Below are 11,277 nucleotides of genomic sequence, written 5' to 3' on the forward strand. Positions count from 1 at the left end.
ATCGCGTTCCTCGACCGCGCCTCGACCACGGAGTACTCCAGCCGGGCGCTGAACGCCTCGGCCTGCGTGATGGAGGCCGCTGACACCGACGTGTGGAAGGACTTCCACCGTCAGATGTTCCTGCAGCAGCCCCCCGAGGGTGGCGCGGGTCTGCCCGACTCCGAGCTGATCCGGATCGCCGACGACGCGGGCGCCGGCAACATCGAGACGTGCGTCGACGACCGGACGTACGACGACTGGGTCGAGGCGACGACCGCGGCCTCCGGAGACGACGGCATCAACAGCACGCCCACGGTCCTGGTCGACGGGGTGATCCTCGAGGACCCCAGCCCGGCGACGATCCAGGCGGCGATCGACGAGGCCCTGGCCTCGTGAGCCGTTCGTGAGTGACCTCGGCTCGACCCCGGAGGTCGAGGAAGCGCCGGTGGACGACGGTGTGCGGCTGACACCTGCGGTGTCTCCGCTGACGCGGTTGCACGGGTTGTTCTTCGTCGTGCTCGGGGCCCTGGGCTTGTACGCCGCGTTCGCGTTGGCTCTGGACAAGTACAAGATCCTCGAGGACCCGACGTTCGTCCCCGGCTGCGACCTCAACCCGGTGCTGTCGTGCGGCTCGGTGATGATGACCGAGCAGGGTTCGGCGTTCGGGTTCCCCAACCCGCTGATCGGGCTGGTGGCGTTCGCCGTGGTCGTCACGATCGGCGTGCTCCTGGCCGGTGGGGTCGCGCTGCCGCGCTGGACGATCGGCGGTCTCGCGGTGGGCTCGCTGCTCGGGGTCGTCTTCGTGCACTGGCTGGCTTTCCAGAGCATGTTCCGCATCGGCGCGCTGTGCCCGTGGTGCCTGGTCGTGTGGGCCGTGACGTTGGCGATCTTCGTGTGGAGCGCCCTGCTCGCGGCCCGGACGGTGCCGGCGCTCCGTCGGCCCGCGCAGGCGGTCTGGTCCGTGCGCTACGCGGTGCTGGTCCTCTGGTACCTCGGCTTCTTCGTGACTGCGCTCGTGCAGTTCTGGTACTACTGGCGCACCTTGATCTGACCGGCCGCGACCGGCCAGGGGCCGCGCCGTAGGCTCGCCGGGTTCGTGGTTGCTGGTGAGTGGATGAGGGGCTGGGCCTGATGGTTGATGCGGTTTCGCGCGAGATGATCCTTCCGGCGCTGAGGCTCGACGTCCCGTCGCGGCCGTCGGAGCAGCAGGTCCTGGCGTTCCTCGAGCGCACCTCCGAGCAGTGGAGCCAGGGTCCCCGGGAGTGGCTGACCCACCAGGTGACGCGCCTGGCGGTGGCCGCCGTGCTGCGGTCGCGGCTCGACCAGGCCGCATCCCTGCCGACCGAGCGGCACCCGTTGCCGGGCGACCCGGAGCAGGTGACCCTCGGTCAGCTCGTGGCGGCGTTCCGCCCGCACGTCGGGCTTTCCACGCAGGCCTTCCAGCTGGGACTCGTCGAGGCCGTCAACGCCCACGTGCCTGCTGCGGTCGACCCGCTGCGCGAGGGACTGCGCCGGCTCGGCGTCACCGGCCGCGACCCGCTCAAGGTGATCGCGCTAGGTCTCGACAAGGTGCCGGCGCGTGCCGCCGGAGACTTCTTCCAAGGTGTGCGCAGCGCCCCGGCGCTGACCGCGCTGGTCGACGCCCTGGCGGGTGCGGCGTCGTCCGACCTCAGCGGTCTCGACCGCAGCCAGCTCGCGCGCGCCGACGCCATCGTGCTCGGTGGCGGCAAGGCCACCGCGATCACGATCGGTGCGTCGACCCGCAAGCGCGAGGCAGCCAAGGGTCGCCCGTGGCTGACCGTGCCGCTCGCGGTCGGACGTCCGGCGCGCGGTGACGCGCGTGGCACGGGTGGCTCGGGGGCTGCCGGCGGTGTCGAGGTGGCGCTGAAGTCGTCCGGGTGGGCCGAGGTCTTCGAGACTGCGCTCGACGCCGTCGGCTCCGCGATGGCCCAGATCGACTCCGGTGGCAAGCCGCGTCTCGGCAGCCGCTCTGGTCGTTCGGACCCGCTGTCCGACGTCATGGCGCAGCGGCTCGTCGCCGCCAAGGACCGGACTGTCGCCGAGGTGTGCGCCTCGTTGCGCGACCTCGACCCGCTCGTGCTCGAGATGTTCGACCACCAGGTCGTCGTGACGCCTGTGCGCGTGCCGGTGCCCGTGGTCGAGGACGACGCCTTCCTCCAGCTGTGGCTGCCTTCCTCGGCCCTCGCGGGACCGTTGTTCACCGGTAGCCCCGACCTCTTCCTCGGTGAGGGCTCCGACGTCCGCACCGTCGGCGGCAAGCCGCAGGGTGGACGGGCGCCGCAGGGCGGTCGCCCGCCGCAGGGGGAGCGCGCCAAGAAGCCGCGCCAGCCGCAGGCGCAGGACGGCGGTGCTCGCCCGGCGGGCGAGGGTCGCCGCAACAACCGTCGTGGCAAGGGCCGCGGTCCGCGCCCCGATGCTGCCCCGTCCGCGACTCCGGACGCGGCTCCGGCTCCGGCTCCGGTCGCGGAGCAGGCTGCAGCCCCCGACGCCCCCTTCGAGGTCTGACTCCGGCGTGGGGTGACGTGCCTGTGACCCCGCTGGTCTCAGCGGGGTGTGGGGGCTGGGCGTTCAGGGTTCGGGTGGGTCGTCGAGGGGTGTGGTGACGGGCATTCGCCCGTGCCGCCTACCCCTGACGACTCGGAAGCGGTGGCCGGAGGGGCTGGTCCAGTCGTAGACCCCGGGTCGGGGTGAGGTGTAGTCCCAAGCGCTGAAGGTCTTGGCTCGGTGGTGCTTCCTGCAGAGCACGGAAAGATTCGAGGTCGTGGTTTTCCCACCAGCCTCAGGGTTGTTCTTGTTGAAGGGGACTCGGTGGTCGAGGTCGCAGTGCTGAGCTCTGCGGGTGCAGTTGGGGAAGGCGCAGTTCTGATCGCGCAGACGGACTTGCTCCACCAGCTTCGCGGTGGGCACGTAGGCCTTCGTGGAGAGGTCTTCGTTGAGGTCGATGACGGGCTTGATCGTGACGGTGGTCCCGGCGGTCTGGCACCACTCGCGTAGTTGCTCGACCAGCACGTCCCCGCCGCCGATGTTGTCGAGGCTGACGTGGGGGCTGTCGGCGTCGATGTGGGCGTAGATGACGACCCCGCGTCCACCGGTGTCACCGCCGGATTCCAGGTCGAGGGTGAGTTGCTGGCGAGCCATCTCGCCCACGGCCATCGAGCGCCGAGCGCCGAGGCTCTCGTCACAGCCCAGATCACCTAGCGCCTTGGCGCCTTGCTTGACCGCAGCTTCAAGATCCAACGCGTCCTCGGGCGAGAGGGTGCCGGTGACGTCGACGGTGCCGTCGGTGGGGGAGTTGCGTTGGCCGAGGTGGATCTGGAAGTCGCGGTCGTCGGCGGCCTTCTTGCGACGCTTCTCTGCTTCCTCTGGGTCGAACAGGTCGATGGCCTGAGCGATGGTGCGCTCGATCTGGGCGAAGGAGCACGACCGCAGGGTCGGGGCCAGCATCTGGTCGACGTACCTGGCGGCCTCGAACGACAGCGTGAGGGTGTGCTCGCAGACCCGGAACGCCTTCCACACCGGCACCTGCAACGCCACGACTTGTTCCCAGATGCGGCGCAGGCGATAGCGGAGCTCGAGGGTCTTGCCGACGTAGGTGCACCCGGCTTCTGAGGACATCCCAAGGACGGCGGCGAGGTCGTAGACATCGAACTCCGAGACCAGGGGGCACCCGACCCCACCGAGGATGACGCCGTCGATCCCGAAGGTCAGGTCGTCGACCAGGGAGTTGTCCACACGGAACTCGACTGCCCAGGCCACGACGCTTTGCAGCATCGTCACGTCGGCGGCATCGCGCGCGGCCTTCGCGTCGCTGACCACCTTGACGGCGGTCGGGGTGGGCGTCGTTCGCATGGGTCAATCATAGTCGCCTTCACCGACATTCGATAGTACGTTCGAATGATTTGTAAATGACAGATGACCTAGGTGGGACCGGTGCCGTCGCGCCTGGGCGGGAGGCCCCTAAACTGGGCGGTCTATCCCCGGTTGGTCTGCCGGCAGGGCCCGCCTGACTTTGAATCAGGACTAGCGACGATGGTTCGACTCCATCCCGGGGAGCTCTCGACCCGGCGAGCCCTGTGCCGCTCGCCGAGTCGATGTCGGGCACCTTCCTAGTGGTGGCGGTCGTCGCCCGGTCGGCCGTCGAGGAGAAGCTTTCAGGCTTGGCCTTGTGCGTTGACGTGCTCGTGAGGATAGTTCGGCTAAGCGGGATCATCGGGGTCCTCATGTGAAGTCGAGGATCACCATGACGACCGAGCTCACTCAGAAGATGGCCGCAGAGCTCGTCGGGACATTCATCCTGGTGTTCGTCGCCGTGGGTTCGGCGGTCTTCGGGTTCGACCAGATCGGCGCGACCGGGGTGGCGCTCGCCTTCGGACTCACGCTGCTGGGCCTCGCCTACGCCCTCGGGCCGATCTCGGGTTGCCACGTCAATCCTGCAGTCACGCTCGGTGTCCTCATCCGGCGCGGGATAGCGGCGACCGATGCTGCGGCCTACGTCGCCGCTCAGCTCGTCGGCGGGATCCTAGCCGCGGCGATGCTCAAGCTCATGACGTCCGAGTTCGGCGGGGTCACCGATCAGACCGGGAATCTCGGCAGCAACGCCTGGGGCGACCGCGTCAGTGGAGGCGGTGCCTTCGTGTTCGAGGTGTTCGGAACCTTCTTCCTCGTCCTCGTGGTCCTGCTGGTCACCGGCCGTGCAGCCGCGCCTGGTTTCGCGGGCCTCGCCATCGGGTTCACTCTCATCGTCATCCACTTGATGGGCATCCCGCTCGACGGGACGTCGGTCAATCCCGCGCGGTCGTTCGGCCCCGCCCTGTTCGCCGGCGCGGACGCTCTCTCCCAGATCTGGCTCTTCCTGGTCGCTCCTCTCCTCGGAGCCGGCCTAGCTGCGCTCGTCGCTCCGCTCTTCGAGGTGCCCGACACTCCCGACCAGGGAACAGCTCCCGGGATCGACCCCACCGGGGCCATCGTCGCCTCATGATCTAGGTGATTCAGTGATCTCGGGGCCGGCCGGTCCTGAGTCGACCTCCACGTCAGGATCAGCCCGTGCGCAAGCTACTTCTCGTCATTCTGTGCTTCTTCCTTCCCTTCGTCGCGGTGCTGCTGACCGACGGGCTGAGCATCAAGGTGCTCTGGGCCTTCCTGCTCCAGCTGCTGGCTCACGTCCCTGGTGTCATCTACGGCATCTACCAGCTCTTGAAGAGCTGACGCTGCCGTGGCCGACGGGGCGTCGTTCGACCCCCGGGAGCACACCAGGCGCACCACGCGCACGGCGTAACCTCTGGGCATCTTCTGCGTTGTCAGACAAGCAGGCGATGCCGCTCGTGCAACGCGACGAGTGGCATTCCTGGTGAGGCGTCATGTGCGCCGTCGACCCGATTCGGACCTCCGAACCCAAGGACCCCAGTGTCATTTTCTCGCCGCGGCCGGCGCATCAGCGCCTGGACCGGAACATTCGCCCTCTTGATCTCGGTCGCCGCCTTCACCGGTGGCCCGCCGTCCTCGGCCACGGCTGCGGCCGCCGCGGACGATCCCTCCGTGCTCTGGTCCCCGACCAAGCAGAGGATCGTCTCCTTCAAGGAGGGAAACCGTCGGCTGGTCAACCCGTCTGACTACAGCGGCTTCACCTTGAACGCCGGAGCGATGGCCGGTCGTCTCGCGTCGGCTCCGCTGGAGGACCTGCGCAACCCCGACCGTGTCGAGGCCGTCACCATCACGGTGCCCGGGCCCACCGGTGAACTGATCGACTTCGCCGTGGCCGAGTCGCCGATCATGGCCGACGCGCTCCAGGCGGCTCACCCCGAGATCAGGACGTACGCCGGCTCCTCGGTCACCGAGGGGTATCCCGCAAGCATCCGGATGGACATGACCCCGTCCGGCTTCCACGCCAGCGTCCGTGACGGAGAGACGTCCTGGTACGTCGATCCCGTCTATCTCGACGACACCAGCCTCTATGCGTCCTACTTCGGCGCCTCGCTGCCCACCGAGGAGCGTCTGCCCGACGAGGTGCTGGACCACGACGGTGAGCCGCTCGTCGAGGGCGTCCCCCACGGTGGCTCGGGACGAGTGGCGGTTCCGCGCGCCGGCGACGGACCGGACGAAGAAGTGCTCCAGCGCGTCTACCGCCTCGCGCTGGTGACCGACGCGAGCTACGCGGAGTTCCACGCGCCCGATCTGAACCTCAACCCCTTGGACCTGGACGAGTCGAACGAGAAGGTTCTCGCTGCCAAGGTGACTCTGATGAACCGGGTCAACCAGATCTACAACGACGACCTCGCGATCAGGATGGAGCTCGTCGAGAACACCGACGTCCTCCTCAACCTCAACAACCCGGCGCGAGAGATAGCCGCCGGCCTGGGCGGTGTCGGAGAGACGGGTTGCCTGCCCAACGCCCTCGTCCAGAACCAGGTTGCGGTCGACACGTTGATCGGCCCGCTCAACTACGACATCGGCCACATCGCCCTGGGCGTCAACGGTGGCGGCGTCGCCTTCCTCGGCGTCGTGGGCCAGCAAGGACAGAAGGCCGGCGGGTGCACCGGTCTGCCCAGCCCCGTGGGTGACTTCATGGCCATCGACTACGTCGCGCACGAGATGGGCCACCAGTTCGCGGGTCCGCACACATTCAACGGGACCCAGGGCAACTGCTCGGGCGGCAACCGCACCCGCGGCAGCTCGGTCGAGCCCGGGTCGGGCTCGTCGGTGATGGCCTACGCCGGAATCTGTGCGGCCGACGACCTGCAGCCGCACACCGACCCCTACTTCAGCCAGCGCACCCGGATGGAGATCGGCACCTACGTCACCAGCGCGCCCGACGATCCACTGACCGACACCCGAGGCGGCTTCGAGGTCCTGACAACCACGAACCACCACCCGGTGGTCAGTGCACCTGACGACGTCACCATTCCGATCCGGACGCCGTTCACCCTCGAGGGTTCGGCCACCGACTCCGACGGTGACGAGCTGATCTACCTCTGGGAGCAGAACGACATCGGTGCCTCCGCCGGCGTGCAGCTGACCAACAACACCAAGGCCACCGGGCCGCTGTTCCGGGTCTTCGGCACCTTCGCCGACGTGTCCGACACCGACACGTTGCTCTACAACTCGCCTGGCCAGAACCTGGCGACGACCAGCCCGGTGCGCACCTTCCCGGACATGGCCCAGATCGCGTCGGGCAACACCAACGCGGCGACCGGTGCCTGCCCGACGCCGGTGACGACTGACTACTCCGGCGCGGAAGGCACCAGCGCACTGAAGAACAGCTCGGTGCTCGACTGCTACTCGGAGTTCCTGCCCACTGCCGACTACGTCGGTAGCGGCGCCAACGCGGCCCCGCCGCGGCTGAACTTCCGGCTCACCGCACGTGACCTCAACGCCGAGGGCGGCGGGACCCAGTACGACGACGTGACGCTGACCATCGACCCGGCCGCGGGCCCGTTCCTGGTGGAGAGCCAGGCCACGCCGACGACGTACGACGCCGGGTCGACGCAGGCCGTCACCTGGACGGTCAACCAGACCGGTGGTCTGGCTCCGAACGTCAAGATCTCGCTGTCGACCGACGGGGGCAGCTCGTTCCCCGTGGTGCTCGAGGCGAGCACCCCGAACGACGGCACCCACGAGGTCACCCTCCCCGAGGTGAACACCGACCGGGCCCGGATCAAGATCGAAGCGGTCGACAACTACTTCTTCGCCATCAACGACGCCGACTTCGCCCTCACCGGCGCTGTGGAGCCGACTCCGACTCCCACGCCGACGCCCACGCCGACGCCCACGCCGACGCCGACCGCGACTCCGACGCCGACGCCGACTCCGACGCCGACTCCGACGCCCACGCCGACGCCGACGCCGACGCCGACGCCGACGCCGACTCCGACTCCGACGCCCACGCCGACGCCGACGCCGACCCCGACGCCGACCGCGACGCCCACGCCGACGCCCACGCCGACCGCGACGCCCACGCCGACGCCCACGCCGACGCCCACGCCCACGCCCACGCCCACGCCGACGGTCGCACCGGACACGTCGATCAGCAGCGGCCCGACGCGGGGCAGGTTCGTGGTGGGTCGCAAGGCCTCCTACGTGTTCGACTCCTCCCAGTCGGGGTCGACCTTCGAGTGCACCGTCGACGGCTCCGACATCCCGTGCGCGACCAAGAGCCTCGTGCTCCGCAAGCTGAAGCCGGGTGACCACGTCTTCACCGTGGCAGCGCGCAACAGTGACGGAATCGTGGACGCCACGCCCGCCAAGGCTCGCTTCTCGGTGGTCTACAACGAGCGGGTGCTCACCCGTTCGACGCGGGGCTGGAAGACGGTCAAGAACCGTGACGCCTACAAGAACACCTTCGTCACGACCTCGCGTCGCGGCCAGGTCCTGTCCATCGACGTTGAGGACGTCACGAAGGTGGCGCTGCTCGTGATCAAGGACAAGGGTCTGGGCCGGCTCGCCGTCTCGCTCGACGGTGACCGACTGAAGGTCCTGAAGACCAAGGCCAAGCGGCTCAAGGTGAGCCGACTGAAGGTCGTGACGAGGTCCTCACGACCGTTGTCCGGCACCTTGAAGATCCGGTCGCTCGACAAGAAGCCGGTCGCCATCGACGGCATCGGTCTCTTCCAGCGCTAGGCAGACGCCTCCACGGGGCCCGCGACCGGGCCCCGTGGAGCCGTCTCGACGACGGTCCGGCGGCTCAGCCCCGAGAGATCACGGCGTGCGTGCCCGTGGCACGCGCGATGACCTGGCCGGCCTGAGTGATCTCGCCCTGGGTCGTGCAGATCCGGCCGCCCAGGCTCGTGCAGGTCGCGGTGCACACCAGTGGCTGCCCGGCCACCCCGGCGCGCACGAACTGCGCGTTCAGCTGCACGTGCGGCGCGATCATGCCCACGGGCCCGGCTGCGTGGACGGCCCAGCCGGTCGCGCTGTCGAGCAGTGCGCTGAGGTAGCCGCCGTGCAGGATGCCGCCGCCGTTCAGGTGCTCAGGACCGGGGTCGGCCTCGACGACGGCGCCGTCGGCGTCGGCGCGCACCACCCGGAACCCGAGGTGGGCTGAGAACGGTCCGGGGTCGCCGACAGCGGTCATGGGCACACCGTAGGTGACCGCTTGCCGTAAAGAGTCACAGGTGCAGACCCGAGCCACGACCTCGGCGGCTCGTCCCTGGGGAGGATGAGCCGGCCCGTCGTCCGTGCCTAGGGTCGAGCCATGCCCACGAGAGGTGCGTCGTCCGACGCGAGCCCCACGACCTCGACCTCCACCGGCCGGTCGCGCTCCCTGCTCTGGGCGGTCCTGGTCGCAGCGATCCTGCAGGTCGTGGCGCCCGTGGTGACCATCAACGGTCCGGGCGCCTCCCCAGGCGGCGGGTCCGGCCCCGAGCTGCTGATCACCCCGGTGGGCTGGGCCTTCTCCATCTGGGGCGTGATCTACGCGCTGGCGATCGCCCAGGCGGTGGCGGCGCTGCTCGCGCCCGACGGACGACTGCCCGCGCGCTTCGCCCTCGACCAGCTCGTCCTCTACCTCGGCGGAGCAGCGTGGATCGTGGTCGCCGGGTTCGACAGCAGCACCGCGACCTTCCTCGCCCTGGCTGTCATGTTCGTCGCCGCCGTCGACGGGGTGCTCCAGCTCGCGCGTGCCGACGTGGCTCCGGGGTGGTTCCGGACGCTGACCCGGGTCGCGTTCGGTCTGTACGCCGGCTGGGTCTCGGCGGCGTTCTTCCTCAACCTCTCGACCGCGATGGTCGCCTGGGGGTGGGTCGAGGCCGACGCCGTCGGCTGGCAGGTCGGCGTGGTCGTGCTCGCGACCGCCGTTCTCGTGGCGCTGCTGCTGCTCGGAGGTCTCCCGGCCTACGCCGCAGCGGGGCTGTGGGCGCTTGCCGGCATCGCGGTCACGGGCACCGCGGACGGCACTGCGGCGGTCCTGGGGGTCGCGCTCGGAGGAGCCGCCTGCGTGGCGGTGGCCACCGTCGTGGTGCTGAGGAACTCGCGGCGCAAGTTGGCCGGGCCCGCTGTCTAGGCGTACGACGACCGCCGGAGGTCAGGTCCAGGGTGCGCCACCGTCGGCGACGGTCCCGGTCGTGGTGACCGTCTGAGTCGTGATCGATCCCGCAGATCCCAGCACAGGATGAGGCGTGACCACGACGTCGAAGAAGAGGAAGGTCGCGGCCACACCGCCCGGGATGCCTCGGATGCCGTCGGCGCTGGTGAAGGAGAAGACCTGTCCGTCGCCAGTATCGGTCGCCGTGACCGGCCCGGCGAGCCACCCGCTCGACACGCTGGTCGGCTCGGTCGGCTCGACGGTCCCGGGCGTCGGCAGGCACGTCACGTAGACGGTCGTCGGCCCCGTGCTGGCGGGACCGGCGCTGTCGAAGCGCATGGAGACCCGGAGCGTGCCGCCGGCGTCGTTGGTCGGGGTCACCGTGGTGGTCACCTGGGCATCGCCGCTCGCTGCGGTCGCCGGGGCGGCCGTGGCCAGCACGATCGCCGGGGCTGTCCAGGCAGCACCGCGCAGGACGGTACGGCGGTGAGGTTGCGGGTCGACGGGCATGGGTCCTCCGGGTGAGCGTGGGTGCGGCGGGTCAGAAGTGGCTGGGGAGCGAGGTGCTCACCAGGGCATGAGCAGGGGGTAGGGCTCTCGCGGCCGGCGCGTGTCGCTCGCCCCGGCGACGAACGACGTATGACGACCGGTGCGGTTGCCGAAGTCATCGCCGCGCACCCGGGCAGGCACCTTCACGCGCACGCCCGGCTTGGCCGAGATCGTGTAGATGCCGCGCCTCGACGGCTTGACCTCGACCGTCGCGCGCCCGACGGACACCGACACCGGCCGTCCGGTGGCGACCTGCGGACGCCAGGTCAGGTCGACGTACGGATCGGCGGTCGGGTAGGCGAGCGTGAACGCCGCGCGACCACGACGAGCCTTCACCGGGACGACCGCGAGAGCGGCGCCCCGGGTCACCTCGAACGGCTTCGACCGGAGGCGGTACTCCTTCGCGCTCACCACGAACCGGTAGCGGCCGGTGGCGGCGTCGAGAGGCGTCTCCCAGCGGGCGGTGTAGCGACCCTCGTTGGCCTCCTTCAAGTAGCCGGGCCCGAGGGGCACCTGCTCGTTGCCCGCAACGCGCCACTCGATGGTGGTGCCGAGGTCGTCGTGCTCCGACTGCCACCCGCGTGCGGTGCGTCGCTCGATGCTCACGAACGCGCGCTCCAGCGGTCGGTCGGTCCCGCGCGCGCCGCCGCGCCACCGGAACTCGGCATGGCCCAGCCGACGAGTCACCTCAGCCGGCTGCGCGAGCACCCGGC

The 11,277-nt window shown here is 69.7% G+C and carries 12 protein-coding genes and 1 tRNA gene; 9 read left to right on the forward strand and 4 right to left on the reverse strand.

Features of this window, described 5'->3' with window-relative positions; all coding sequences use genetic code 11:
* The 3 genes from VOI19_RS05750 to VOI19_RS05760 form a co-directional block, all read left to right on the forward strand.
* On the forward strand, positions 1 to 375 hold a 375-nt coding region (locus VOI19_RS05750; RefSeq protein WP_323792002.1), incomplete at its 5' end, for a DsbA family protein.
* Between the two features lie 7 nt (positions 376 to 382).
* Positions 383 to 1,030 (forward strand): vitamin K epoxide reductase family protein, encoded by a 648-nt coding sequence (locus tag VOI19_RS05755; protein WP_323792003.1) that lies wholly within the window; start codon positions 383 to 385, stop codon positions 1,028 to 1,030.
* 80 nt (positions 1,031 to 1,110) lie between these two features.
* The gene (locus VOI19_RS05760) at positions 1,111 to 2,505 is read left to right on the forward strand and encodes a hypothetical protein (RefSeq protein WP_323792004.1); all 1,395 of its coding nucleotides are present in this window, start codon (positions 1,111 to 1,113) and stop codon (positions 2,503 to 2,505) included.
* A gap of 63 nt (positions 2,506 to 2,568) precedes the next feature.
* Here VOI19_RS05760 and VOI19_RS05765 read toward each other — a convergent pair whose 3' ends face one another.
* Positions 2,569 to 3,849 (reverse strand): HNH endonuclease signature motif containing protein, encoded by a 1,281-nt coding sequence (locus VOI19_RS05765; protein ID WP_323792005.1) that lies wholly within the window; start codon positions 3,847 to 3,849, stop codon positions 2,569 to 2,571.
* Between the two features lie 125 nt (positions 3,850 to 3,974).
* Between VOI19_RS05765 and VOI19_RS05770 the strand changes: the two genes are divergently transcribed.
* The 5 genes from VOI19_RS05770 to VOI19_RS05790 all read left to right on the forward strand — a co-directional run bounded on the left by VOI19_RS05770 (position 3,975) and on the right by VOI19_RS05790 (position 8,613).
* A tRNA-Gln gene (locus VOI19_RS05770) sits at positions 3,975 to 4,053 on the forward strand.
* 20 nt (positions 4,054 to 4,073) lie between these two features.
* Complete coding sequence (locus tag VOI19_RS05775) at positions 4,074 to 4,226, forward strand: hypothetical protein (RefSeq protein ID WP_323792006.1); 153 nt, start codon at positions 4,074 to 4,076, stop codon at positions 4,224 to 4,226.
* 14 nt (positions 4,227 to 4,240) lie between these two features.
* Positions 4,241 to 4,978, forward strand: a complete 738-nt coding sequence (locus VOI19_RS05780) for an aquaporin (RefSeq protein WP_323792007.1) — start codon at positions 4,241 to 4,243, stop codon at positions 4,976 to 4,978.
* A 65-nt stretch (positions 4,979 to 5,043) separates the two neighbouring features.
* Positions 5,044 to 5,205 carry a YqaE/Pmp3 family membrane protein gene (locus VOI19_RS05785; protein WP_323792008.1) on the forward strand — a complete coding sequence of 54 codons (162 nt, stop codon included), beginning with the start codon at positions 5,044 to 5,046 and terminating at the stop codon, positions 5,203 to 5,205.
* A gap of 255 nt (positions 5,206 to 5,460) precedes the next feature.
* Positions 5,461 to 8,613, forward strand: coding sequence for a M12 family metallo-peptidase (locus VOI19_RS05790; RefSeq protein ID WP_323792009.1), 3,153 nt, complete (start codon positions 5,461 to 5,463; stop codon positions 8,611 to 8,613).
* Between the two features lie 64 nt (positions 8,614 to 8,677).
* On the opposite strand, the gene VOI19_RS05795 is transcribed toward VOI19_RS05790, so the two are convergent.
* Positions 8,678 to 9,067 carry a PaaI family thioesterase gene (locus VOI19_RS05795; protein ID WP_323792010.1) on the reverse strand — a complete coding sequence of 130 codons (390 nt, stop codon included), beginning with the start codon at positions 9,065 to 9,067 and terminating at the stop codon, positions 8,678 to 8,680.
* Between the two features lie 120 nt (positions 9,068 to 9,187).
* On the opposite strand from VOI19_RS05795, the gene VOI19_RS05800 reads away from it, so the two are divergent.
* Positions 9,188 to 9,994, forward strand: a complete 807-nt coding sequence (locus tag VOI19_RS05800; RefSeq protein WP_323792011.1) for a hypothetical protein — start codon at positions 9,188 to 9,190, stop codon at positions 9,992 to 9,994.
* Positions 9,995 to 10,015: 21 nt separating this feature from the next.
* Here the strand turns inward: VOI19_RS05800 and VOI19_RS05805 are convergent, their stop codons facing one another.
* Positions 10,016 to 10,525, reverse strand: a complete 510-nt coding sequence (locus VOI19_RS05805; RefSeq protein ID WP_323792012.1) for a hypothetical protein — start codon at positions 10,523 to 10,525, stop codon at positions 10,016 to 10,018.
* 57 nt (positions 10,526 to 10,582) lie between these two features.
* A partial coding sequence (locus VOI19_RS05810) for a hypothetical protein (RefSeq protein ID WP_323792013.1) occupies positions 10,583 to 11,277 on the reverse strand: 695 nt, incomplete at its 5' end.

Origin of the sequence: Nocardioides sp. (assembly GCF_034670285.1) — a bacterium.
Taxonomy (GTDB): domain Bacteria; phylum Actinomycetota; class Actinomycetes; order Propionibacteriales; family Nocardioidaceae; genus Nocardioides.